The sequence below is a fragment of the Deltaproteobacteria bacterium genome (genome assembly GCA_003696105.1).
Lineage (GTDB): Bacteria > Myxococcota_A > Polyangia > Haliangiales > J016 > J016.
Genome location: RFGE01000174.1, coordinates 1 through 23,475, shown reverse-complemented (window position 1 = coordinate 23,475; position 23,475 = coordinate 1). Strand labels below are relative to the sequence as shown.

At 72.2% G+C, this 23,475-nt stretch carries 18 protein-coding genes; 6 read left to right on the top strand and 12 right to left on the bottom strand.

From position 1 onward, the window contains the following. Both D6689_11640 and D6689_11635 read right to left on the bottom strand, forming a co-directional pair. The coding region (locus D6689_11640; protein ID RMH41236.1) for a hypothetical protein at window positions 1-434 on the bottom strand (434 nt) is incomplete at its 3' end. A 155-nt stretch (window positions 435-589) separates the two neighbouring features. Further along, entirely contained in the window at window positions 590-1,171 is a 582-nt protein-coding gene (locus D6689_11635; GenBank protein ID RMH41235.1) for a superoxide dismutase, read from the bottom strand. A 202-nt stretch (window positions 1,172-1,373) separates the two neighbouring features. On the opposite strand from D6689_11635, the gene D6689_11630 reads away from it, so the two are divergent. The 3 genes from D6689_11630 to D6689_11620 all read left to right on the top strand — a co-directional run bounded on the left by D6689_11630 (window position 1,374) and on the right by D6689_11620 (window position 6,286). Next, the gene (locus D6689_11630) at window positions 1,374-2,264 is read left to right on the top strand and encodes an MBL fold metallo-hydrolase (protein ID RMH41238.1); all 891 of its coding nucleotides are present in this window, start codon (window positions 1,374-1,376) and stop codon (window positions 2,262-2,264) included. Window positions 2,265-2,319: 55 nt separating this feature from the next. Continuing rightward, the gene (locus D6689_11625; protein RMH41234.1) at window positions 2,320-2,796 is read left to right on the top strand and encodes an EVE domain-containing protein; all 477 of its coding nucleotides are present in this window, start codon (window positions 2,320-2,322) and stop codon (window positions 2,794-2,796) included. A gap of 274 nt (window positions 2,797-3,070) precedes the next feature. Continuing rightward, complete coding sequence (locus D6689_11620) at window positions 3,071-6,286, top strand: hypothetical protein (protein RMH41233.1); 3,216 nt, start codon at window positions 3,071-3,073, stop codon at window positions 6,284-6,286. A gap of 197 nt (window positions 6,287-6,483) precedes the next feature. Here D6689_11620 and D6689_11615 read toward each other — a convergent pair whose 3' ends face one another. Further along, a complete protein-coding gene (locus D6689_11615; protein ID RMH41232.1) occupies window positions 6,484-8,106 on the bottom strand; it encodes a class I SAM-dependent methyltransferase in 1,623 nt (540 codons plus the stop codon). A 38-nt stretch (window positions 8,107-8,144) separates the two neighbouring features. Here D6689_11615 and D6689_11610 point away from each other — a divergent pair, with 38 nt between their 5' ends. Beyond that, window positions 8,145-9,608: a serine/threonine protein kinase gene (locus D6689_11610; protein RMH41231.1), complete on the top strand. Its 1,464-nt coding sequence runs from the start codon at window positions 8,145-8,147 to the stop codon at window positions 9,606-9,608. 58 nt (window positions 9,609-9,666) lie between these two features. Here the strand turns inward: D6689_11610 and D6689_11605 are convergent, their stop codons facing one another. Beyond that, a complete protein-coding gene (locus tag D6689_11605; GenBank protein ID RMH41230.1) occupies window positions 9,667-10,242 on the bottom strand; it encodes an HD domain-containing protein in 576 nt (191 codons plus the stop codon). 330 nt (window positions 10,243-10,572) lie between these two features. Here D6689_11605 and D6689_11600 point away from each other — a divergent pair, with 330 nt between their 5' ends. Next, entirely contained in the window at window positions 10,573-11,268 is a 696-nt protein-coding gene (locus D6689_11600; GenBank protein RMH41229.1) for a hypothetical protein, read from the top strand. Window positions 11,269-11,301: 33 nt separating this feature from the next. On the opposite strand, the gene leuB is transcribed toward D6689_11600, so the two are convergent. The 8 genes from leuB to ilvB all read right to left on the bottom strand — a co-directional run bounded on the left by leuB (window position 11,302) and on the right by ilvB (window position 21,250). Beyond that, window positions 11,302-12,366 carry a 3-isopropylmalate dehydrogenase gene (leuB, locus tag D6689_11595; protein ID RMH41228.1) on the bottom strand — a complete coding sequence of 355 codons (1,065 nt, stop codon included), beginning with the start codon at window positions 12,364-12,366 and terminating at the stop codon, window positions 11,302-11,304. Beyond that, the gene (locus D6689_11590) at window positions 12,363-13,994 is read right to left on the bottom strand and encodes a citramalate synthase (GenBank protein RMH41227.1); all 1,632 of its coding nucleotides are present in this window, start codon (window positions 13,992-13,994) and stop codon (window positions 12,363-12,365) included. Before D6689_11590 ends, leuB begins: the two co-directional genes overlap by 4 nt. Next, on the bottom strand, window positions 13,991-14,563 hold the full coding sequence (gene leuD / locus D6689_11585; protein ID RMH41226.1) for a 3-isopropylmalate dehydratase small subunit: 573 nt from the start codon (window positions 14,561-14,563) through the stop codon (window positions 13,991-13,993). The genes D6689_11590 and leuD overlap by 4 nt, the downstream gene beginning before the upstream one ends. Then, window positions 14,560-15,969 carry a 3-isopropylmalate dehydratase large subunit gene (leuC, locus tag D6689_11580; GenBank protein RMH41225.1) on the bottom strand — a complete coding sequence of 470 codons (1,410 nt, stop codon included), beginning with the start codon at window positions 15,967-15,969 and terminating at the stop codon, window positions 14,560-14,562. Before leuC ends, leuD begins: the two co-directional genes overlap by 4 nt. Continuing rightward, window positions 15,966-17,642: a 2-isopropylmalate synthase gene (locus D6689_11575; protein RMH41237.1), complete on the bottom strand. Its 1,677-nt coding sequence runs from the start codon at window positions 17,640-17,642 to the stop codon at window positions 15,966-15,968. The genes leuC and D6689_11575 overlap by 4 nt, the downstream gene beginning before the upstream one ends. Window positions 17,643-17,895: 253 nt before the next feature. Next, the gene (gene ilvC, locus D6689_11570) at window positions 17,896-18,924 is read right to left on the bottom strand and encodes a ketol-acid reductoisomerase (GenBank protein ID RMH41224.1); all 1,029 of its coding nucleotides are present in this window, start codon (window positions 18,922-18,924) and stop codon (window positions 17,896-17,898) included. A 5-nt stretch (window positions 18,925-18,929) separates the two neighbouring features. Further along, on the bottom strand, window positions 18,930-19,529 hold the full coding sequence (gene ilvN / locus D6689_11565; GenBank protein ID RMH41223.1) for an acetolactate synthase small subunit: 600 nt from the start codon (window positions 19,527-19,529) through the stop codon (window positions 18,930-18,932). After that, window positions 19,526-21,250 carry a biosynthetic-type acetolactate synthase large subunit gene (gene ilvB / locus D6689_11560; GenBank protein RMH41222.1) on the bottom strand — a complete coding sequence of 575 codons (1,725 nt, stop codon included), beginning with the start codon at window positions 21,248-21,250 and terminating at the stop codon, window positions 19,526-19,528. Before ilvB ends, ilvN begins: the two co-directional genes overlap by 4 nt. 80 nt (window positions 21,251-21,330) lie before the next feature. On the opposite strand from ilvB, the gene ilvD reads away from it, so the two are divergent. Beyond that, complete coding sequence (ilvD, locus tag D6689_11555) at window positions 21,331-23,016, top strand: dihydroxy-acid dehydratase (protein RMH41221.1); 1,686 nt, start codon at window positions 21,331-21,333, stop codon at window positions 23,014-23,016. Window positions 23,017-23,475 lie beyond the last annotated feature (459 nt).

The window sequence follows — 23,475 nt, the reverse complement described above, 5'->3', positions numbered from 1 at the left end:
GGAAACTCCACCTCCACCACCTCGCGCCGAACCATATCCACGAGCAGCACCCCGTCGACCCCGTACGCCACCGCATACTCCAGCAGCTGCCGCCGCGTCGCCGCCGTCTCGACCCGGACCGCGCGCTCCCCCGCCTTCACCTCCGCGACGTACACCCGCCCGCCCCGCGACACCAGCAAGTCCGCCCGCAACCCGATCGGCACATCCTCGCCGTCGACGCGCACCGCCCAGTCGATCGCCGGCTGGCGCGCCTCGATCCGATAGCCGAGCCGCACCAACAGCCGGTCGGCCCGCCGCTCGGCGCGAAACGCGGCCCGCGTGCGCCGCACGTGCCGCCACCGCCGCCATCGTCGCCGCAGCCACAGCCACGCCGCGACCGCGGCGAGCGCCGCGGCGACCCACCACCCGAGCGCCCCGGCGAACCCCTGCTCCATCGACGGCCATCATGCCGCGCCCCGCGCTCCCCGGACAACAACACCGCATCCGCCGCCGAAACGGCGCGCGGCGGCACCGATTCGCACCGGCGCCGCCGCGTCCGCGGGCAGCCCGCGCGAGACCGTCGCGATCCCGCGCGCCGCCGTCGAGCTGACTACAGCAGCGAGCCGACGTGGTCCCAGTTGACCACGTTCCAGAACGCCTCGATGTACTTCGGCCGCGCGTTGCGGTAGTCCACGTAGTATGCGTGCTCCCACACGTCGATCGTGAGCACCGGCGTCTTGCCGTGCGCGACCGGCGTGTCGGCATTCGCCGTCGTCTCGATCACCAGCTTGTCGCCGTCCTTGACCACCCACGCCCAGCCGCTGCCGAACACACCGGCCGCCGCCGCCGAGAACTTCTCCTTGAACGTGGCAAAGTTGCCGAACGACCGGTCGATCCACTCCGCGACCTTGCCCGCCGGCGCGCCGCCGCCGTTGGGCGCCATGCTCAGCCAGTAGAAGTCGTGGTTCCACACCTGGGCCGCGTTGTTGAACACGCCCGGCTGCTTGCCGCACGTCTCGGCGATGATCGAGACGAGATCCTTCTCGGCCAGCGGGGTCCCCTCGATCGCGGCGTTGAGCTTGTTGACGTAGGCGGCGTGATGTTTGCCGTAGTGGTACTCGATCGTCTCGGCCGAGATCGTCGGCGCCAGGGCGTCCTTGGCGTACGGGAGCTTCATCAGTTCAAAGGCCATCGGTGTCCTCCGCGTTCGTGCGAGTTGGCAGCGAAAGCGGCGCCGGACGACGCCGCGGCACGGAGCATGGTGCAGGATGGCCCCATGGTCAAGCCCTACACCGCGCAGTCCCGGCCGCTGCCGGCAGATGCGCATCGTGTACGCTGGCCCCATGCCGACGTCGACGCTCGACCGCCGCGCCCTCGCGCGGCTCGCGCGGCTGCTGCGGCCCGCGTCGCGCCACAAAAACGACGCCAGCGCCGCGGCCGACACCAACTGGCGGCGGTTTCGCGGCGAGCCATGGCCCGCGGGCCTCGAGCTGCAGTGGCTCGGCACCGCTGGCTTTCGCATCAGTTACGCCGGCGCCCACCTGTACGTCGATCCCTACCTGACGCGCAGCGCGCTCGGCGAGACCCTGCTCGCGCGCCCGCTGCGGCCGCGCGAGGCCGTCGTCGCGCGCCACGTGCCGGCGGCCGACGCGGTGCTCGTCGGCCACACCCACTTCGACCACGCCCTGGACCTGGCGCCGATCGCGCGGCGGACCGGCTGCGCGGTGTTCGGCTCGCGCTCGGTCGCCAACCTGCTCGCCGCCCACGGCCTCGCGGATCGCGCCCGCGTGGTCGAGCCCTACCGCACCTACGACGTGGGCCCGTTTGCCGTCACGTTCGTCCCGAGCCTGCACTCCAAACTCGTCCTCGGCCTGCGGGTGCCGTTCGACGGCGAGCTGACCTGCGACCACCTCGACGATCTCACCGCGCCCGCCTATCGCTGCGGCGACGTCTACGGCATCCACATCGCCGTCGCCGGCGTCACGTTCTACCACCAGGGCAGCGCCAACCTCATCGACGACGCCATCGTCCACCGCGGCGTCGATTACTTCCTGTGCGGACTGGCCGGCCGTGGTTTCACGCGCAACTACGTCGCGCGCATCCTGCGCCGGCTCGAGCCCCGCGTGATCGTGCCGCATCACCACGACAACTTTTTCCGGCCGCTGGACGCGCCGATGGGGTTTTCGCTGCGCGTCAACTACGCCGGCTTCCTCGACGAAGTGCGCGCGGTATCCGCCGATTTCGCAGTCCGATCGCTCGACCTGCTGCAGACACGAACGGCCTGATCGGCCCGCGGCTGGCCGCTTGCGCGGCGGCCGTCCCCGCGCATAACAATGCGTCATGGCCAAGCGCTACTGGCTGATGAAGTCGGAGCCCGGAACGTACTCGATCGACGACCTCGCCCGCGACGGCGTGACGCCGTGGGACGGCGTGCGCAACTATCAGGCGCGCAACTTCATGCGCGACGACATGCGCGTCGGCGACGGCGTGCTGTTCTACCACTCGAGCTGCGACGTGCCGGGCGTCGCCGGCGTGGCGGAGGTCGCGAGCGAGCCCTACCCGGACCCCACCCAGTTCGATCCGCGCAGCCCGTACTTCGATCCGAAGAGCGACCGCGACGATCCGCGCTGGTGGTTGGTCGACGTCCGGTTCGTCGCGAAGTTCCCGGCCGTCGTCCCGCTGGCGGCGATCAAAGCCAATCCGAAGCTGTCGGACATGGCGGTCGTCCAGCGCGGCCAGCGGCTGTCCGTACAGCCGGTCACCGCCGCGCAATGGCGCGAGATCCACAAGATGGCGCGCGCCCGCGGCCCAGCGTGACTCGGCGCCGCGGCGCGGGCCGGCGAGGAGGTCCGAGGACGACCGCGTCCCCGTCCGCCGTCCCCGGCGGACGCCCCGTCCGCACGCCCGCCGCCGCCGGCCATCCCGCGCCGGCCCGCGCGGCCGCCGGCACCGCGGCCCCCGTGCTGTGATGGACGCCGCGTTGCGCGCGCCGTGGGGTGCGCGATAATCGCTGGGCGCCACGCGCGGGGGACGGCGCCAGCGCGGGCGGCGTGGCGCGCCGAACAATCGCTGCACCGATCGGGAGGACGCCATGCTGCACTCGCTTCGCACCATGTACCGGGGAACGCTTTGCGGCGCCGTCGCGTCGATCGCGCTCGTCTGGGTGGCCGGTACCGTCGTCGGATGCGGCGGGGGCGACGACGATGACGACGACGTCACCACGCCGGACGCGGCGCCTCCGGACGCCGACCCGAACGCGGTCATCATTCCCCCGACGACCAAGGTGCTCGACGACGAGACCGCCGCCCTGCTCACGGCGGTGGACGCCGACGGCACGCTCACGTTCTCCGCGTCGACCTCCGCGCTCGACGACCTCGCCGCCGGCGACGTGATCGTCGTCCCGATCACCGACCTCACGCCCGACGGCCTGCTCCGCCGCGTCGACCGCGTCGACCGCGGCTCCGAGGTCGTCGTGGCCACGTCGTTCGCGTCGCTCACCGACGCGATCGAGCAGGCCGAGTTTGCCGTGCCGGACGACCTCACCGACCTCGAAATCGACGAGGTGACCCCGCTGCACGACGGCATCACGCTGGTCACGGATCCGTCCGAGCCGTTGTTCCGCAGCGGCGAACGGTTCGGCCTGCGCAAGCTGGTGTTCAACTTCAACGACAGTCTGCTCGCCGGATTCCGCCTCAAGGGGAGCCTCGAGCTGTCGCTCACGCCGACCTTCCGCGTCAAGATTCGCCGGTTCAAGCTCGTCGAGGCGACCGCGACCGCGACCGCCAGCGAAGAGGCTCGCCTTCGGCTCGTCGGCGAAGCGGCCGTGTCCGGCGACATCGAAAAGCAGATCGCCGAGATCAAGTTCAAGCCGGTCATCGTGTGGGTGGGCTACGTACCGGTGTACGTCCGCCCGGTCATCGAGCTGACCCTCGGCGGCGAGGCGAGCGTGTCGGCGTCGTTCACGACCGGCGTCGAACAGTCGTTGTCGTATACGGCGGGCGTCCAGTACGCAAACGGGGCGTGGGGTGTCGTCAACGACCTGACCAAGATGTTCTCGTACACGCCGCCGTCAGTGGACGCCAGCCTCGAGGCCAAAGGCGCGCTCACGCCGCGGCTCGTGTTCTACGTCTACGGCGTCGCGGGTCCGTTCCTCGGCGCGGAGGCCTACCTGAAGTTCACCGCGGACCTCAACGCCGACCCGTGGTGCGACCTGGTCGCCGGACTCGGCGGCGAGGTCGGCGTCACCGGCGACCTCTACGGGGTCGACCTCGGCGAGTACAAGGCGGAGTTGTTCAACCTCGAGACGAGCCTGTTTACCTGCGGCAAGCCGTATATGAACGTCACCGGTCCCGACGACCTGTCCGCGAGCGGGCCGGAGGGCGGACCGTTTTCTCCGTCCGCCACCACCTACGCGGTCGCGGCCAAGGACGGCACGGTGTCGTGGACCGCGTCGGTCGACGTGCCATGGCTGAGCCTGTCGGCGACCAGCGGCACCGCGAGCGAGGGCTCGCCCGCGTCCGTGAACGTGTCGATCACCGACGCCGCCAACGACCTGCCGGTGGGCCTGCACCGCGGCGCGATCACGTTCACCAACGCCACCAACAACGAGGGGTCGACCGTGCGCTACGTGTACGTCGACGTGCGCGAACCGGCGATGACCGTCACTCCCGGTCCCGACACCTATCTATTGTCGCGCGCGCCCGAGGGGGGCGACTTCTCCGGCTTGTCGGTGAGCTTTTCCGTCGACGCGGACATCGGCACGATCGACTTCTCCGCGTCGTCGGACGCCGATTGGCTCACCGTGTCGCCCACGTCCGGCACCGTCACCGCCGGCACGCCGATCACGGTCACGGCGACCGTCGACGCATCGCGCGCGGCCTCCTTGCCCGCCCGCACCCATCTGGCGCACGTGACGTTCACCAACGAGACGAACGGCGCCGGCAACACGTCGCGGCTGGTCGCCATCCAGCCGCGCATGAACGTGGCCGGGACGATCCCCACCATGACCATGGACGAGGGCGGCAGTTACGACGGCACGCACCCGCTCACCGTCACCGCGGTCAACGACGACATCCCGTGGACGGCCGACGCCAGCGCCGCGTGGCTTGCGGTCACGCCGGCGACCGGCACCGCGGCGCCCGGCTCCGCGTCGACGGTGACGGTGGCCGTGGACAACGCGGTCGCCGGCGGGCTGTCCACCGGCGTCTACACGGCGGACGTCGCGATCGCCAACACCGCCAGCGGCCCGTTCAGCGACGTGGCTCGCCGTAAGGCGACCCTCGTCGTCCGCGATTCGACGCCGCCGGGCGATCCGGTCACCTGGCTCGGCACCTTGCCCGGCCACAGCTCGAGCATCGCGCTGGCGGTCGCCGACGGCGGCAACGCGGTCGTCGGCCTGTCGGGTACGCCGGCCTCCGGCCGCGCGTTCCGCTGGACGCGGACCGACGGCATGACGGATCTCGGCGTGCTGCCGACCGGCACGCGGAGCCAGGCCAACGGCGTGTCGGGCGACGGGACGATCGTCGTCGGCACGGCCGACATCACGATCGGCACGTCGTCGTTCACCCGCCCGTTCGTGTGGACCGCCGACACCGGCATGGTCGACCTGATGGGAACGCCGGCGCAGTGCAGCACCGAGGGAGAAGCCCTCGCGATCTCCCACGACGGCACGACGATCGTCGGCTGGCGCGAGGTGATGGGGACCAGCGACTGCGAACGCCACGCGTTCCGCTGGCGCGACGGCGCGTTCGAGGACCTCGGCACGCTCGGCGGCGACTTCACCTACGCCTACGCCGTGTCGGCCGACGGCTCGGTCGTCGTCGGCTCGTCGTTCGACCCGATGGGGGTCGAGCACGCGGTCAAGTGGACGACCGGGTCCGCGCCGCAAGACCTGGGCGCGGCCGGCCTGATGGCCGCACGCGCGGTCGGCGTGTCGGCGGACGGATCGGTGATCGTGGGCACCGGCTCACCGAGCGAGGGCGCCGGACAGGGCACGTTGCTGCGGTGGACCACCTCCGGCGGCTCCCAGATCGACAACACCGGCCGGGCCTGGTCGGAGGCATCGGGCGTCTCCGGGGACGGCAACACGATCGTCGGCTGGTCCGCGCGCGAGGGAGAGTTCTTCGGCCGCGCCATCCGGTGGACGCAAGCCAGCGGCATCGTCGAGCTCAACAGCTTGTTCCTCGTCGCCCCGGACTTCCTGTACCAGGCCAAGGCGATCACGGCCGACGGGCGATACATCGTCGGCGAAGGCGACCACGACGGCGTCCGCCAGGCGTATCTGTTCGACTCGCTCGCGACGCCGTAGGCGGCTGCCGCGCCTAGCGACCAGGAGCCTGCAATGTATGGGCGCGCCAGCGAGGTTGCGAGATGCGAGGCGAGGTTTGGCGCACGCCCGCAGCGCACGAGGGCGCGTATGAACATACGGTACCGAAGGGCGCGACGACGGACGCCGAAGATCGCCCGCCGATCGCGACCGCAGCCAGCGGCTATGCGCTAGGGCCCCTAGTCCGCTTCCCGGGCGGCGAGCGCGGCCGGCTCGGGGACGAGGATGCGCGCCAGCTCGCCCGGTTCGAACTTGGTGAGGCCGCCGGCGTACGTACGCCCGTCGGCCACCGACGCGGCCGCGGCGAGGTGGCGCGCCAACGCGTCGAGTTGCTCGGCCGACAGTGTCTCGCGCGGATAGATGCCGTGCGCGATGTTGAGGTGCGCGGCCCCGGCCAGGTTGCGCACGAACGCGGGCGGCCGCCGCGCCATGTAGGTCGCGAGAATCGGCGCCGCCGGCCGCAGCCGCACCGCCCACCACGGCCGGCGATGGCGTGCGATGTAGCGCTCGTGAGCGCCGCGCGCGCGCGCGAATGCCAAAAACCGGTCCGCGGCCGCCCGGTCGGCGGGGGCGAGCGCGTCGACGTCGACCGGCACGCACACCACGCGGCGCAGCGCCGCCGCCGACACGAGCGCGGGCACCGCGTCGAACAGCTCGCGCGCGCGCGTGACCGCCGGGCGCAGCCACGGCTCGGGCACCGGCGGCGTGTCGCGCCCGGCGATCCACACCGCGTTGGCGCCGGTGACTTGACCGCGGTGGACGCGACACAGCTCGCCCAGCTCGACGTGGCCGGCCGGGCGCACGCGCCGCCGGCGCGGCCGAGACCAGCGCGCGTCCGCCGTCAACCGCGCGCGCGGCACGAGCGGGCCGCCGCGAAGCGGCGCGAGCGCCGCCATCGACGCGACGCGGCGCACGGCCACCGCGGGCGGCGCCGCGCCGGCGCGAAAGCACGCGATCGCCGCGGTCGTGTGCGCGTCGGGAAACGGCGCGGCGGTCGGCTCGACGACGTCGATGCGCACGACGCCCAGCGGTCCGCGCAGCAGCGCGCGCACCGTGCGCCCGTAGTCCACGTCGAGCCATTCCGCCGCGGTGACCAGCGCGCCGAGGTCGCCCGGCCGCGCGAGCAACGCGGTGGCCAAGAAAAAGTGTACATGCAACCCTGCCAGGCCGCTGGCGGGCACGTCGAGTCGCGCGGCCACGTCCGCCGCCCACCGCTTCCACCGCGTCGCGATCGCGTGGTGGCGCACGTACGGCGGGTTGCCGATGAACAAAGTCGGCCCCGACACCGGCTCCAACGCCACCTCGCGATAGTCGGCGCACCATACGGTCGCGCGCGCCGCGACGCCGGCCGCGGCCAGATGAGCGCGCGCCGCCAACGCGGCCAGCGGATCGGCTTCGATCGCGATGACCTGTGCGCGCGGAAACGCCCGCGCCGCCGCCACCGCGAACCGCCCCGAGCCGGCGCCCGGGTCGACGACGCGCGCGGGTTCGACCTGGTCGCGCGCCCAGCCGACCATCGCGGCGACCAGCGGCGCCGGCGTGTAAACCGCGCCGTCGCGCCGGCGCGCGCGCGGCGACCGCAGCGCGCAGAACGCGTCGCCCAGCGGATCGCCGCCGGCGGCGATCGCCCGGCGCGCCGCGGCGACCGTCGCGGCCGGCGGACGGGCGGCGTCTCGCGCGAGCGCGCGCTCGCCGGCAGACCAGTCGGCGGCGGTGCCGGCGGCCAGCTCCGCGCACAACCCGGCCAACGCGCGCTCCGACGCGACGGCGATCGCGCCGCCCACCGTCGACGTCACCGCCATCGCTGCGCCCCCGCCGCGGCGTCGAGTATCATCGACGCGTGAGTTCCGTCCCGATCGGGACCGTGATCGACGCGCGCTACCGCATCCTCGGCGAGCTGGGACGCGGCGGCATGGGAACCGTCTACGAAGCCGAGCACGTGACCATCCGCAAGCCGGTCGCGCTGAAGCTGCTCGATCCGCTGCTCGGCCGCAACGACGCCCACGCGCAGCGGTTCGAGCGCGAGGCGTTCGCGGCCGGGCGCATCGAGCACCCGAACTGTGTGACCGTGTCGGACTTCGGCCGCCACGAAGACGGCTCGCTGTACCTCGTCATGGAGCTGGTGCGCGGGCGTTCGCTCGCCGACGTCCTCGACGACGAGCAGCGGTTCGCGTGGCCGCGCGCGCTGCACATCGCCCGCCACGTGTTGCGCGGCCTCGCGCACGCGCATGCCGCCGGCATCGTCCACCGGGACATCAAACCCGAAAACATCGTGCTCGTCGACCACGACGGCGATCCGGACTTCGCCAAGATCCTCGACTTCGGCATCGCGAAGCTCGTCGGCGACGCGGCCGCCGACGCCGGCGGCGAGCAATTGACGCAGGCGGGCTTCACGGTCGGCACGCCGACGTACCTGTCGCCGGAGCAGGCGTTCGGCGACGAGATCGACGCACGCTCGGACCTGTATTCGCTGTCGGTCGTCCTGTACGAGATGCTCGCCGGCCGGCCGCCGTTCGTGTCGGGCGACAAGCTCGCGGTGCTGTCGATGCACGTCGGCCGCGCCGTCCCGCCGCTGGCCGAGGTCGCGCCGGACGCGGCCGTGCCGCCCGCGGTCGAGCGGCTCGTGTTGCGCGGGCTCGCCAAGCGCCGCGACGACCGGATTCAGACGGCGGAGGCCTACATCGAGGCGATCGACCGCTGCCTCGCGGCGGTTCCCGCCGCTTCACGCGCGCCCGCGCCGATCGCCACCCCCGCACCGGCGCCGCACGGCCGCGCCGCGACGCCCGGCCCGATCGCACCGGCGACGCCCGGCCCGGTCGCACCGGCGCCCGGCCCCGCCGCGACGCCGCCGCCCGCGACGGGCTCCGCGCCGGGCGCGACGGCCGGCCGCGCCGCCGTGGTCGCGCCCGCCGGTCTTCCGCCGCCGAGCGGAACCGAACCGACCGTGTGGGCGCCCCCGCCGGCCGCCGCCGATCCTCTCGCCCGCGTCCGCCGGTGGCTCCCGCGCGTCGCTGCCGCCGTGGTCGCGCTGCTGATCGCCGCCGCCGTCGCGAGCCATCTGCTCGGCAGCCACGACGCCCGATTCGACGCGCTCGTCGACCAGCTCCGCACCGGCAAGACGTGCGCGGAGCGCCGCGAGGCGGTGCTTGGACTGCGCGAGCTGCGCGACAAACGCGCCATCAAGGAACTCAAGCGCGCGCGCTACCGCATGCGCGGCGGCGTCCTCGGCATCGGCGACCGCAACACGAACAAGTGCCTCAAGGCGGACGCCGAAGCGGCCATCGAGTTTCTCCAATCCCTGTGACCGCCGGCCGCGGGATGCGGCGCGGCCGCGCCCCGCGCCGCCGGCCGCAGCGGCCGGATCACGCCGCGCCGCGCCCGGCGAGGCCGAGTTCGTCCGCGTGCGGCCGCAGCGCAGCGATGACGAAGTCGATGTGGTCGGCCAGGTCGACGCCGAGCAGCTCGGCCCCCGCCCGCACCTCCGCGCGGTCGACCTTGGCGGCAAACCGCTTGTCCTTGAGCCGCTTGACCACGGACCGCGGCGTGAGGCCGTGGATGCCGTCCGGCCGGACGAGGCAGCACGCGCCGACGAAGCCGGTGAGTTCGTCGCACGCGAGCAGCGCGCGGTCCAGCGCCGTCTCGTACGGCACGTTCCACTTGGTGTAGTGCGCCGAGATCGCGTGCGCGATGGCCTCCTCGCCGCGCTCGCGCAGCCACGCGACGATCCGGTTCGGGTGTTCGTCCGGCCACTTCTCGTAGTCGGCGTCGTGCAGCAACCCGGCGATGCCCCACGCGTCGACGTCCGCGTCATCGCCGCCGTAGTGGCGCGCCGCGGCGCGCATGACGATCTCGACCGCGCGCGCGTGGCGGCGCAACGCCTCGCTCTCGGTCCATTCGCACAGGTGCGCCCAGGCTTCGTCTCGGGTGAGGTGCGTCATCGGTCGCCGTCTACCTTACACGTAGTCTCCCCCGCGGAAAAACCACCGCCTGCCGCGCGGCTGTGCAGACCCTTGCGCAACGTACGGCGACTGCGCAGCCACGCCCCGCGCAACCCGGGGAGATCGCGCACCGCTGACATGGCCCATCACATGCACATGCAACCCGTCGGGAGGGAGACGCCGTGCGCCTGCGGCGCCGCAGGCGCCGACGCTCCGGCGCGCGCCGGGGACATCGCGCGGTTCGCCGGCCGCACCCGCGCCACGTTCGTGGACGCACCGCGCGCAACCAGATCGACCGCCAGGAGAAGCGAGATGACGACACCGTCCCGGATGACAGCCAACGCCCTCGTCCTCTTTGTGTGCGCCGGCCACGCGGTCGTGGGATGCGGCGGCTCGGCGGGCGGGGGGTCGGGTGACGACCTGGGCAGCGGCACGCAAACGCTCGTCGTCACCGCCGCCATCGAAGCCGACAACCAGATCCCGAACGCGACCGACGTCAACGATTTCACCACGTCGTTCGACGTGCGCGTGCGCCGCGCCGGCCAGGATGTGGCGGACGCGACCGTGACGGTCACGTCCGCCGCCGGCGCCGTGACCCTCGCGTACAGCGGCGACGGCCGCTACCGCGGCGCGCAGGTCGGCTATCACGAGGTCTATCGGCTCGACGTCGTCGCGGGCGACGACGACGTGACCGGCGCGCGCGTCGATGGCCCCGACATCCACGTCATCACGGCGCCGCAGCCGGGCGCACTCGTGCCGCGGTCGGCCGACCTCGTCGTCGAATGGGCGCGCGACGAGACCGCCGAGGTCGCCGAGATCGAGACGAAGGAGATGGACAAGGTCGCGATCGACGACACCGGCACGTTCACGGTGCCGGCGGCGATCCTCAACCAGGACGACAGCGAGATCAAAGACGACGAGGTGCGGATCTGGCGCACCAATCGGCTGAGCCCGGCCGGTGGCGCCGGCGGATCGTCCCTGTCGGTGACCGTGCGCAACGAGATCGACGTGCTCGTCGCGCCGTGATGCAGCGCCGCGGGAGGCCGCCGCGGGCGCGCGTCACACCGCGAGCCGGTCGATGACCGCCGCGGTCACCTCGGCGGTGCCGAGATCGCCCCCGAGATCGCGCGTGCGCGCGCCCGCCGCGACCGCCGCCGCCACCGCGGCCTCGACGGCCCGCGCGGCGTCGTCCCGCCCGAGCGAATGACGCAGAAGCAGCGCCGCCGACAGGATCGCACCGAGCGGGTTGGCCACGCCGCGACCGGCGATGTCCGGCGCCGACCCGTGGATCGGCTCGTAGACGCCGGCGCGCCCGGCGCCCAGCGACGCGCTCGGGAGCATCCCCAGCGAACCGGTGAGCACGGACGCCTCGTCGGTGAGAACGTCGCCGAACAGGTTCTCGGTGACGATCACGTCGAACGTCGCGGCAGCGGCGACCAGGCGCATCGCGGCCGCGTCGACGAGCTGGTGATCGACCTCGACGTCGGGATAGTCGGCCGCCATCGCCGTCACGACCTCCCGCCACAGCCGAGACGTCTCGAGCACGTTCGCCTTGTCCACCGACGTGAGCTTGCGCCGCCGGTCGCGCGCGAGGCGAAACCCCAGATCGACGACGCGGCGGATCTCCGACTCGGTGTACGCGCACGTATCGACCGCGCGGACGCCGTCGCCGGTGTGCGCGCGCCCGCGCGGCTCGCCGAAATAGATGCCGCCGGTGAGTTCGCGGACGACGAGGATGTCGACGCCGGCGACGCGCTCCGGCCGCAGCGGCGACGCGTCGACCAGCGCGGGGTGCACGGCGATCGGCCGCAGGTTCGCGAACAGACCGAGCTGCTTGCGCAAGCCGAGCAGTCCCTGTTCCGGGCGGACCGGCGCGCGGGGATCGTCCCACTTCGGGCCACCGACCGCGCCGAGTAGCACGGCGTCGGCCCGCCGGCAGGCCGCGAGCGTGTCGGCGGGAAGCGGCTCGTTCGTCGCGTCGATCGCACAGCCGCCGATCAGGTGCGTCTCGTACGCCAGTGCGAGTCCCACGCGCTCGGCGACCGCGTCGAGCACGGCCCGCGCGGCGCCCACCACCTCCGGGCCGATGCCGTCGCCGGGCAACAGCACGATCGTCGCCGTCATCGCGCCACCGCCTTCGCCGGATCGCCGGAGGCGCGCGCAATCCCGGCGTCGCCTCCGCCGGCGCAGGTATCGCGCTCGTCCGCGCCACCCGCCGCGCGCAGCCCGTACTCGATCGCGTCGGTAAGCGCGCGCCAGCTCGCGTCGATGATGTTGGGCGATGCGCCGACCGTCGACCAGTGGCGCGTCCCGTCCGTGCAGTCGATGAGCACCCGTGTGATCGCGCCCGTGGCGTGGTCGCCGTCGAGGATGCGCACCTTGTAGTCGACGAGCTGGATGCGGTCGATCGCCGGGAACACCGGCGCGAGCGCCTTGCGCAGCGCGCGGTCGAGCGCGTGCACCGGACCGTCGCCCTCGGCCGCGGTGTGCACCACCTCGCCGGCCACCTCGACCTTCACCGTCGCCTCCGCGAACGTGCCGCGGCCGTCGCGGTGCTCCACATTGACCATGTAGTCGATCAGCCGGTACGGCGGCCGATAGCCGTCCGCGCGCCGCGCGAGCAACAGCGCGACCGACGCTTCCGCCGCCTCGTAGCTGAACCCCTGCGCCTCGTTGGCCTTGACCTCGGCGAGCACGCCGCGGACGTCGTCCGGCGCGTCGACCGCGTGTTCCTCGGCCTTCGCCAGCAAGTTGCCGCGGCCGGACAGCTCCGACACGACGACGCGCGTGCGGTTGCCGACCCGATCCGGGGGCACGTGTTCGTACGAGCCCGGGTTGCGGCGGATGGCCGCGACGTGCACGCCGCCCTTGTGGGCGAACGCGCTGCGGCCGACGTACGGCGCGTGCTCGTCGGGCGCGAGGTTCGCCACCTCCGCGACGAAGTGCGCGACGTCGTACAGGTGGCGCAGGCCGCCGTCCGGCAGGCAGCGGCGGCCGAGCTTGAGTTCGAGATTGGCGACGACGGCGCACAGGTCGGCGTTGCCACACCGCTCGCCGTAGCCGTTGACGGTGCCCTGCACGTGGACGGCGCCGGCGCGCACGGCCGCGAGACTATTGGCGACCGCGCAGCCGCTGTCGTTGTGACAGTGGATGCCGACCACGGAAAACGGCCCGGCCACCGCCCCGACGATCTGTTCGATCTCCCACGGCAGTGCGCCGCCGTTGGTGTCGCACAACACGATCGCGTCCGCACCGCCGCGCTGGGCCGCCTCGAGCGTCTGAAACGCGTAGGCCGGGTCCGCCTTGTAGCCGTCGAAGAAGTGCTCGGCGTCATAGATGACCTCGCGCCCGTGCGCCTTGAGGTACGCCACGCTCTCCTCGATGAGCGCGAGGTTCTCGTCGAACGTGGTCCGCAGTACCTCGGTGACGTGGCGCGTCCACGACTTGCCGAAGATGGTGCACACCGGCGTGCCGGCTTCCACCAGCGCGCGCAGGTTGGCGTCGTCCTCGACGCCCGTTCCCGCCCGCCGCGTCGAGCCGAACGCGGCCAGCTTGGCGTGGCGCCAGTCCCTGTCTTTCGCGCGCGCGAACAGCTCGGCGTCCTTGGGGTTCGAGCCCGGCCAACCGCCCTCGATGTACGCGACGCCGAGCCGATCGAGCCGGTCGGCGATGCGCAGCTTGTCGTCGAGCGAAAGCGACAGGCCGTCGCGCTGCGTGCCGTCGCGCAGCGTCGTGTCGTAGATCGCGATCATGGCATCTCCTCGCCGGCCTCGCGACGCCGTTCGTACGCGGCGATGCGCTCCGCCAGGGACAGCAGGTAGCCGAGCTGGTCCGTTCCGTCGACCAGACACCGCTTGGCGAATGGATCGATCGGAAACTCGACGATGCGACCGCTCGGCAACGCGAGCGTCTGCGCCGGCAGATCGATCCGCACCGTCTGCCACGGGCTGGCGATCAGCTCGGCGTGGGCATCGGCGTCGACCTCGACCGGAAGCAGGCCGTTCTTCAGCGCGTTGTTGCGAAAGATGTCGGCGAACGACGTCGAGATCACCGCGCGCAGGCCCCAGTCCACCAGCGCCCACGGCGCGTGCTCGCGCGACGACCCGCACCCGAAATTGTCGCCGGCCACGAGCACCTGAACGCCGGCCGCCTCGGGCCGGTCGAGCACGAAGTCCGGCCCCCGCCAGTCGGCAAACAGCTTCGCGCCGAGTCCGACCTTGTCGGTGACCTTCAAAAACCGCGCCGGAATGATCTGATCGGTGTCGATGTCGTTGCGCGGCAATACCGCGATGCGCGATTCGAGGACGGTGAATCCGGTCATGCCACGTACTCCCTCGGGTCGGCGATGCGCCCGGCGACCGCGGCCGCGGCGGCCGTCACCGGCGACGCCAAGAACGTGCGGCCGCCCTTGCCCTGGCGTCCCTCGAAGTTGCGGTTGGACGTGCTCACCGCGTACTGCCCCGGCGCGAGTTGGTCGCCGTTCATCGCGATGCACATGGAGCAGCCGGCTTCGCGCCACTCGGCGCCGGCGTCGCGGAACACCGCGTCGAGTCCCTCGGCCTCGGCCTGGCGCTTGATCGCCTGCGATCCCGGCACCACGAGCACGCGGGTGCCCGCGGCCACCTTGCGACCGCGCAGCACGGCCGCCGCCGCGCGCAGGTCGCTCAGCCGCGAATTCGTACACGACCCGATGAACACCACGTCCACCGGCCGGCCCAACAGCGGCTCTCCCGGCCGCAGGTCCATGTACGCGAGCGCCTTGGCGAGCGCCGCGCGCGCCGCCGGATCGGCCTCGTCGTCCGGGTCGGGCACCCGCGCGGTGATCGGCGCGCCCATCGCCGGGTTGGTCCCGTAGGTGATCATCGGTTCGAGCGCCGACACGTCGAGCGTGACGGTGCGGTCGTAGCGCGCACCGTCGTCGCTGCGCAGGGCTCGCCAGCGCGCGACGGCGGCGTCCCACGCGGCCCCCTTCGGCGCGTAGTCGCGGCCGTACAGGTAGTCGAACGTCGTGTCGTCCGGCGCGACCATGCCGGCGCGCGCGCCCGCCTCGATCGACATGTTGCACAGGGTCATGCGCCCCTCCATGTCGAGCGCGCGCACCGCGGACCCCGTGTACTCGAACACGTAGCCGGTGCCGCCGCCGACGCCGACCTCGGCGATCAGCGCGAGGATGACGTCCTTGGCGGTGACGCCGGGCCGCAGCGTGCCGTCGATGCGCACCTCGCACGTCTTGGGCCGATGCTGCAGCAAACACTGCGTCGCGAGCACGTGCTCGACCTCGCTGGTGCCGATGCCGAACGCGAGCGCGCCGAACGCGCCGTGCGTCGACGTGTGGCTGTCGCCGCACACGATCGTCTTGCCCGGCTGCGTGAGGCCCTTCTCGGGCCCGATCACGTGGACGATGCCCTGATCGGCGCCGCCGAGTGCGAACAGGGTGATGCCGTGCTCGGCGCAGTTGGCCGCGAGTCGGTCGAGCTGGGCGCGCGCCTGCGCGTCCACCACGGCGAGGCCGCCCGGCGCCGTCGGCGTCGAGTGGTCCATCGTCGCGTACGTGAGGTCCGGCCGGCGCACGCGCAACCCGCGCGCGCGCAGCCCCGCGAACGCCTGCGGCGACGTGACCTCGTGTACCAGGTGCAAGTCGATGTAGACGACCGCGGGGCAGCCCGGATCGTGGGCGACGACGTGCGCGTCCCACAGCTTGTCGAACAACGTGCGCGGACCAGTCATGCCTGCGCCACCGGCTTGTCGTCCGCCGCCGGCCGCGGCGACCGCACGGCGCCCATCGCCCGCTCGGCCGCCAGCAGCTTGTTGAGCGCCGACAGATACGCCTTGCAACTGGCCACGACGATGTCCGTCGCCGCCCCATGCCCCAGGTACGTGCGCGGTGCGTCCGTCTCGCGCTGCGGGTTCATCCCGGCGCGCCCATCGCTCTGCACCCGCACCGTCACCTCCCCGAGCGCGTCGATCCCCTTGGTGACCGACTGCACCGAGAACTCGAGCAGCGTAGGCGACGCGCCGCCGCCGAACACGATCGCGTCGATCGCCTTGTACGCGGCGTCCACCGGGCCGGTGCCGACCGCCGCTTCGACGTGGATGCGCCCCTCGGGCCCCGCCAGCTTCACCGTCGCCGTCGGCATCCCGATCGTTCCACACGCCACTTGCAGCGCCTCGAGCCGATACACCTCGGGCGGCTGATAGATCTCGTCGGTGACGAGCGCCTCGAGGTCGGCGTCCGTGATCGTCTTTTTCTTGTCCGCCAGCGCCTTGAACCGGGCAAACGCCTTGTCCAGCTCCGCGTCCGACAGCGCGTAGCCCAACTCCGCGAGGCGCACCTTGACCGCGTGGCGCCCCGAATGCTTGCCGAGCACCAGCAGGCTGTGGCTGGCGCCGACCGTCTCGGGGCGCATGATCTCGTAGGTCGTGTGATGCTTGAGCATCCCGTCCTGGTGAATGCCGGCCTCGTGTGCGAACGCGTTGGCGCCGACGACCGCCTTGTTCGGCTGCACCGGGATCCCGGTCGCGCTGCTCACGAGCTTGCTCGTCCGCACGATCTGCGTCGTGTCGATGCCGGTGCGCAACCCGTAGTACGGCCGTCGCGTGTGCAGCGCCATGACGACCTCCTCGAGCGACGTGTTGCCGGCCCGCTCGCCGATGCCGTTGACCGCCACCTCGATCTGGCGGGCGCCGGCCTGCACGCCCGCGAGGCTGTTGGCGACCGCCAGCCCGAGGTCGTTGTGGCAGTGAACCGAGATGACGACGTCGCGCGCGCCGGGCGTGTTGTCGATGATGCCGGCGATCAGCGCGCCGAACTCGCCGGGCGTCGTGTAGCCGACCGTATCGGGGATGTTGAGCGTCGTCGCTCCCGCGCGGATCGCGACGTCGAGCACGCGATAGAGGAACTCCGGGTCGCTGCGGCCCGCGTCCTCCGGGCTGAACTCGACGTCGTCACACAAGCTGCGCGCGTACGCGACCATCTCGCCGACGCGATCGATCACCTCCTGTCGCGTCATCCGCAGCTTGTGCTGCAAGTGGATGTCCGACGTGGCCAGGAACGTGTGGATACGCGGATACACCGCGTTGCGCACCCCTTGCCAGGCCGCCTCGATGTCCGGTTTCGACGCGCGCGCCAGCGCCGCGATGATCGGCCGCTCGCCGGACGGCGTCTTTTGCGTCGACGCCTCGCCGCCGACCAGCTCGGCGATCTTCTGGACCGCCGCGAGGTCGTCGGGCGACGCGGCGGGGAAGCCCGCCTCGATCACGTCGACGCCCAGCCGCGCGAGCGCGCGCGCCACGGCGATCTTCTCGTCACTCGTCATCGTGGCGCCGGGCGACTGCTCTCCGTCGCGCAGCGTCGTGTCGAAGATGCGTACGTACCCGTCGCCGGGAATCGGTCGTGCCATCAGTCCCTCCTGGTGCCCATCGATCGGTCGGCGCGGCGCCGCCGCGAGGCCGACGCGCGCGTCCACCGGCAATCGCCGGCCGCGCGCGACATGCGGCGGGCGCTGTCCCCGGATGCGGTGCGCCTCGGGCGGAGCCCGTGGAACCTCGGGCAAGGCGCGACGACCGCGCCGGATGGGCCCGAGGTGCCGAGAAGCAACGCGGCGTGAGGCTTCGGGGACATCGCCTGTCGTGTGCCGTCTTGCGCGAAAGTCCCTACTCTGCCCCGCCCGTTTCCGCCGTCTCCGGCGCGACCGGGTCGAGGAACGGCATCATCTGGCGCAGCTTCGCGCCGACCACCTCGATCGGGTGCTCGCGCTCGCGCCGGCGTTGCTGCTCGAACCACGGCCGCCCCTTGGCGTTTTCCTCGATCCAGTTGCGCGCGTAGGTGCCGTCCTGGATCTCGGCGAGCATCCGCTTCATCTCCGCCCGCGTGGCGTCCGTGATGACGCGCGGCCCGCCGGTGTAGTCGCCGTGTTCGGCGGTGTCGCTCACCGAATAGCGCATGTAGTTCAGGCCGCCCCGGTACATCAGATCGACGATCAGCTTCAGCTCGTGCAGACACTCGAAATACGCGATCTCCGGCTGGTAGCCGGCTTCCACGAGCGTGTCGAATCCCGCCTTGACCAACGCGCTCACGCCGCCGCACAGCACCGCCTGCTCTCCGAACAGGTCCGTCTCCGTCTCCTCGGCGAACGTCGTCTCGATCACGCCGGCCCGCGTCCCTCCAATCGCGCGCGCGTACGACAGTGCGAGCGCCTTCGCGTTGCCGCTCGCGTCCCGGTGTACCGCCAACAAACACGGCGTCCCCGCACCCTCGGCGTAGGTCTCGCGCACCCGGTGACCGGGCGACTTGGGCGCGACCATCGACACGTCGACGTCTGCCGGCGGCTCGATCGTCCCGTAGCGGATGTTGAAGCCGTGCGCGAACATCAGCGTGTCGCCGGCGGTCAGGTGGGGCGCGATGTGGTCGCAGTACAGCGCCGGCTGGCTGGTATCCGGTGCCAGCACCATGATCACGTCGGCCCACGCCGCGGCGTCGGCCACGGGCAGCACCGTCAGTCCGGCCGCCTCGGCGCGCGCGCGGCTGCGAGACCCGTCGCGCAGCCCGACGCGCACGTCGACACCGCTGTCTCTGAGGTTGAGCGCGTGCGCATGCCCCTGCGAACCGTAGCCGATGACGGCGACCTTCTTGCCGCGAATCAGCGCGAGGTCGGCGTCGTTGTCGTAATAGATCGTTGCCATGGCGTTCACTCTCCGTTTCCGTTGGTCGGCACGCGCGCGTGCACGAACGTGGGGTCCACCGGGATCGCATCGGCACCGCGCGTCATCGCGACGCTGCCGGTGCGAACCATCTCGATGATGCCGAACGGCCGCAGGACGTCGACGAGCCCTTGCAGCTTGTCCTCGGTGCCCGTGATCTCGACGATCAACGCCTCGGGCGCGACGTCGACGACCCGCGCCCGAAACACCTCGACGATCTGGAGCACCTGCGCGCGCGACGAGGCGTCCGCGCGCACCTTGATCAGCGCGAGGTCGCGGGTGACGGTCGGCTCGTAGGTCACGTCCTCGACCCGCAACACGTTCACCAGCTTGTACAGATTGGCCTCGACCAGCCGGGCCGTGGTGGCATCGGCCTCCATGACGATGGTCATGCGCGACACACCCGGTACGTCGGTACGGCCGACCGTGAGCGAGTCGATGTTGTACGCGCGCCGGCGGAACAGCGACGCGACGCGTGCGAGCACGCCGGGTTTGTCCTCGACGTAGGCGACGAAGGTGTGCAGTGCACGCGCCGGCTGCTTGCCGTTGCCGGGCGCGGGCCGCGATGCGGCGGCGGTCGTGGTCATAGTTCGTCCCGTCCTGTCTCGTAGATGGGGGCGCTGCGCTCGGGCCGGCGGATCATCTGGTCGAGGTCCGCGCCGGCCGGCACCATCGGGTACACCGCGTCTTCCTGCTCGACGCGGAAGTCGATCAGGACGGTCCCCTTCGTCGCGCGCGCCGCCTCCACCGCGCCGGCGACCTCGCCGCGCGATTCGACGCGCAATCCGCGCAGGCCGTGCGCCTCCGCCAGCTTCACGAAGTCCGGGCTGCCGATCGGCGTGGCCGCGTACCGGCGCTCGTAGAAGAACTCCTGCCACTGGCGCACCATGCCGAGGAAGCCGTTGTTGACGATCGCGATGTTGAGGTCGATGCCCTCCTGCGCGCACGTCGACAGCTCCGCGGCCGTCATCTGGAAGCCGCCGTCGCCGGCGATCACCCAGAACTCGGCGTCCGGCCGGGCGAACCGCGCGCCGATCGCCGCGGGCAGCGCGAACCCCATCGTGCCGAGGCCACCGCTGGTGATCAGCGTGCGCGGGCGCTCGTGTTTGAAGTACTGCGCCTCCCACATCTGGTGCTGGCCGACATCCGTGACGACGATCGCGTCGCCGCCGGTGAGCCGCCACAGGTCGTGAATGACGTGCGCCGCGTACAGGTGGCCGTCGTCCGGCAGCCGCTGGATGTCGCGCACGGCCGAGTCGCCGCGCAGCTCGTCGATGTGTGCCAGCCACTCGGGCCGCTTGCGCGGCGCCACGGCGCGGTTGAGATCGGCGAGCACGTCGCGGAGGTCGCCGACGACGCCGACGTCGACCGGCACGTTCTTGTTGATCTCGGCCGGGTCGATGTCGACGTGGATCTTGCGCGCGCGCGGCGCGTACGTCTCCAGCTTGCCGGTGACGCGGTCGTCGAACCGCATGCCGAACGCCAGCAGCAAGTCGGCCTGCTGGATGGCGCGGTTGACCCACGCCTCGCCGTGCATGCCCATCATGCCGAGGCACAGCGGATGCGACGCCGGGAACCCTCCGAGCCCGAGCAACGTGAGGGCGACCGGCATCTCCGAGCGGTCGACGAACGCGCGAAGCTCGGCCTGGGCGCCCGATTGGATCACGCCCGCCCCCGCGAGGATCACGGGCCGCTCGGCCGCGTCGATCAGCTCGACCGCGTGCTGGAACTCTTCGGGCAGGGCGGTGAGCGTCGGCCGGTAGCCCGGCAGCCGCACCGGCTCGCTCGCGCCGCGCCAGTCCACCTCGGCCTGCTGCGCGTCTTTCGTGATGTCGACCAGCACCGGCCCCGGCCGCCCCGACCGGGCGATGTAGAACGCCTCGCGCAGCGCCGGCCCGATGTCCTCGGCGCGCGTCACGAGGTAGTTGTGCTTGGTGATCGGCTGGGTGACGCCGGTGACGTCCGTCTCCTGAAAGGCGTCCTTGCCGATGAACGCCGACGGCACCTGGCCGGTGATGCACACGATCGGCGACGAGTCCATCATCGCGGTCGCGATGCCCGTGACCAGATTGGTCGCTCCCGGCCCCGAGGTCGCCATGCACACGCCGACCTTGCCGGACGCGCGCGCGTAGCCGTCGGCCATGTGGGCCGCCCCCTGCTCGTGGCGCACGAGCACGTGGTGGATGCCCGGATAGTCGAGCATCGCGTCGTACGCCGGCAAGATCGCGCCGCCGGGGTAGCCGAACACCGTGTCGACTCCCTCGCCGCGCAGCACCTCCCAGATGACCTGGGCCCCCGTTCGCTTCATCCGTGGCTCCTTTGCGAAGTCGCGAAGTTATCAAAATAACGCATTGTGTCAATGCACTTTATTGCCGTACATTCGACGCCATGACCGACCGCCCGCGCCGCAGCCACGCCGTCACCTCCGGGATCCACCGCGCCCCGAACCGCGCGATGCTCCGCGCCGTCGGCTTCGACGACGCCGACTTCGACAAGCCGATCGTCGCCGTCGCCAACGCCCACAGCACGCTCACCCCGTGCAACGCCGGCCTCGCGCCGCTGGCCGCCCGCGCGAACGCGGCGATCGCCGACGCCGGCGCCAAGCCGATCGAATTCGGCACGATCACCGTGTCCGACGGCATCGCGATGGGCACCGAGGGGATGAAGTACTCGCTGGTGTCGCGCGAGGTGATCGCCGACTCGATCGAGACCGTGTGCCAGGCGCAGTCGGTCGACGGACTGCTGGCCGTCGGCGGCTGTGACAAGAACATGCCCGGCGCGATGATCGCGATGGCGCGCCTCGACATCCCGGCCGTGTTCGTCTACGGGGGAACGATCGAACCGGGCCGCCACGCCGGCCGCGACCTCACGATCGTGAGCGCATTCGAAGCCGTCGGCGAGCGCGCCGCCGGACGGATCGACGACGACGAGCTGCGCGCGATCGAACGCGCCGCGTGTCCCGGCCCCGGAGCGTGCGGCGGCATGTACACCGCCAACACCATGAGCTGCGCGTTCGAGGCGATGGGCCTGAGCCTGCCCTATTCGTCCACCATGGCGGCCGTGGCCCCTGAGAAGGCCGACAGCGCCGCCGCCAGCGGGCGCGCGCTGGTCGACGCGATCGCCGCCGGTCGCACCGCGCGGCAGATGATCACCCGCGCCTCGCTGCGCAACGCGATCGCCGTGGTCATGGCCGTCGGCGGGTCGACCAACGCGGTGTTGCACCTGCTGGCCATCGCGCACGCCGCCGAGGTCGACCTGTCGCTCGACGACTTCAACGACATCGCCGACCGCGTCCCGGTGTTGTGCGACCTCAAGCCGAGCGGCCGCTACGTCACGGTCGACTTCCACCGGGCCGGCGGCGTGCCGCTCGTGATGCGCATGTTGCTCGACCACGGGCTGATCGACGGCGACTGCCCGACGGTGACCGGACAGACGGTCGCCGAGGTGCTCGCCGGCGCCCCGTCCGCTCCGCCCGCCGGCCAGGACGTCGTCCGGCCGTGGGACGCACCGGTGTACGCGACGGGTCATCTGGCCGTCCTGCGCGGCAACCTCGCGCCCGGCGGGGCGGTCGCCAAGCTCAGCGGCGTCAAGCGCCGATCGATCCGCGGGCCGGCGCGCGTGTTCGACCGCGAGGAAGACTGCCTGGCCGCGATCCTCGACGGTCGCGTGCACGCCGGCGACGTGGTCGTGATCCGCTACGAGGGCCCGCGCGGCGGCCCCGGTATGCGCGAGATGCTCGCGCCGACCAGCGCGATCGTCGGCGCGGGGCTCGGCGACGCCGTCGGCCTCGTCACCGACGGCCGGTTCAGCGGCGGCACCTACGGCATGGTCGTCGGCCACGTCGTCCCCGAGGCGGCCGACGGCGGGCCGCTGGCGCTGGTCGCCGACGGCGACGAGGTCGAGATCGACGGCGACGGGCGGCGGCTGGTGCTCCACGTCGATGACGCCGAACTCGCCCGCCGCCGCGCCGCGTGGACCCCGCCGCCGCCGCGCTACCGCCGAGGCGTGCTCGCCAAGTATGCGCGGCTCGTCGCGCCCGCGGATTGCGGGGCGGTGACCGATCGGTTCGACTGAAGCGGGCTGGGGCATGGGCCAACAAAAAAGCCCCGCCGGGCGTCGGTGCCGGGCGGGGCTTCGCGGTGCGTCGGGCGCGCCTACGGAGTCCCGCCTCCGGTAATGAGGAGGACCGACAGCGCGAGTACGAGCAGCCCGAGCGCCGGGCGCACGTCCACCGCGACGGTGGCGGCGGCGGTGCGGGCGGAGCTGCGCGTCATCAGGAGATCTACGGTACTCGGCTCCCGCGGCGCGATCAACCGCAAACGAACGACCCGCGCGCGACCGCCCGCCGCGCGCCCCGCGGCGCCGACACGGCCCGCCGCGTGCAGCTGCCGGACGCGTCGCCGGCCGCGACGGCGGCCCCGCCAGCAGACGAACCCAACCCGGGTCCGGGCCGGCGGGGCAAATCCACCCCGGTGCGGGCCGGGCAAATCAACCCGGGCGGGCGCCGGCGAACGAACCCAACCCGGGCCCGGG

Coding starts and splice junctions, on each gene's coding strand:
- D6689_11635 (RMH41235.1), bottom strand. CDS start 1,171: ATGGCCTTTGAACTGATGAAGCTCCCGTACGCCAAGGACGCCCTGGCG.
- D6689_11625 (RMH41234.1), top strand. CDS start 2,320: ATGGCCAAGCGCTACTGGCTGATGAAGTCGGAGCCCGGAACGTACTCG.
- D6689_11620 (RMH41233.1), top strand. CDS start 3,071: ATGCTGCACTCGCTTCGCACCATGTACCGGGGAACGCTTTGCGGCGCC.
- D6689_11615 (RMH41232.1), bottom strand. CDS start 8,106: ATGGCGGTGACGTCGACGGTGGGCGGCGCGATCGCCGTCGCGTCGGAG.
- D6689_11605 (RMH41230.1), bottom strand. CDS start 10,242: ATGACGCACCTCACCCGAGACGAAGCCTGGGCGCACCTGTGCGAATGG.
- D6689_11600 (RMH41229.1), top strand. CDS start 10,573: ATGACAGCCAACGCCCTCGTCCTCTTTGTGTGCGCCGGCCACGCGGTC.
- leuB (RMH41228.1), bottom strand. CDS start 12,366: ATGACGGCGACGATCGTGCTGTTGCCCGGCGACGGCATCGGCCCGGAG.
- D6689_11590 (RMH41227.1), bottom strand. CDS start 13,994: ATGATCGCGATCTACGACACGACGCTGCGCGACGGCACGCAGCGCGAC.
- leuD (RMH41226.1), bottom strand. CDS start 14,563: ATGACCGGATTCACCGTCCTCGAATCGCGCATCGCGGTATTGCCGCGC.
- leuC (RMH41225.1), bottom strand. CDS start 15,969: ATGACTGGTCCGCGCACGTTGTTCGACAAGCTGTGGGACGCGCACGTC.
- D6689_11575 (RMH41237.1), bottom strand. CDS start 17,642: ATGGCACGACCGATTCCCGGCGACGGGTACGTACGCATCTTCGACACG.
- ilvC (RMH41224.1), bottom strand. CDS start 18,924: ATGGCAACGATCTATTACGACAACGACGCCGACCTCGCGCTGATTCGC.
- ilvN (RMH41223.1), bottom strand. CDS start 19,529: ATGACCACGACCGCCGCCGCATCGCGGCCCGCGCCCGGCAACGGCAAG.
- ilvB (RMH41222.1), bottom strand. CDS start 21,250: ATGAAGCGAACGGGGGCCCAGGTCATCTGGGAGGTGCTGCGCGGCGAG.
- ilvD (RMH41221.1), top strand. CDS start 21,331: ATGACCGACCGCCCGCGCCGCAGCCACGCCGTCACCTCCGGGATCCAC.